Source organism: Pseudoalteromonas rubra (assembly GCF_005887115.1).
Classification (GTDB): Bacteria; Pseudomonadota; Gammaproteobacteria; order Enterobacterales; family Alteromonadaceae; genus Pseudoalteromonas; species Pseudoalteromonas rubra_F.
The window spans coordinates 1-260 of sequence record NZ_PNCJ01000104.1 but is presented as its reverse complement, the minus strand read 5'-3'; the positions used below and the strand labels follow the sequence as shown (position 1 = coordinate 260).

Annotated in this window: 1 rRNA gene; it reads left to right on the top strand. The window is 47.3% G+C overall.

From position 1 onward, the window contains the following. Window positions 1-113 (top strand): 5S ribosomal RNA (gene rrf, locus CWB98_RS23350); the annotation flags it as partial. Window positions 114-260 lie beyond the last annotated feature (147 nt).

Genomic DNA, 260 nt, shown 5'->3' with positions numbered 1-260 from the left:
TGGTAACCATAGCGTTTTGGAACCACCTGACTCCATGCCGAACTCAGTAGTGAAACGAAATAGCGCCGATGATAGTGTGGGGTTTCCCATGTGAAAGTAGGACATTGCCAAGCTCCTAATTAGAGGTCGACGAAAGACATTCATCCATGAATCTCATCGACATTCGTACCTCCTGTACATCAAAGCCCGATTCGAAAGAGTCGGGCTTTTTGCGTTTGGAGTAAAGTACTTCCATGTAGTATCTCCCCTTCGCGCGTCCT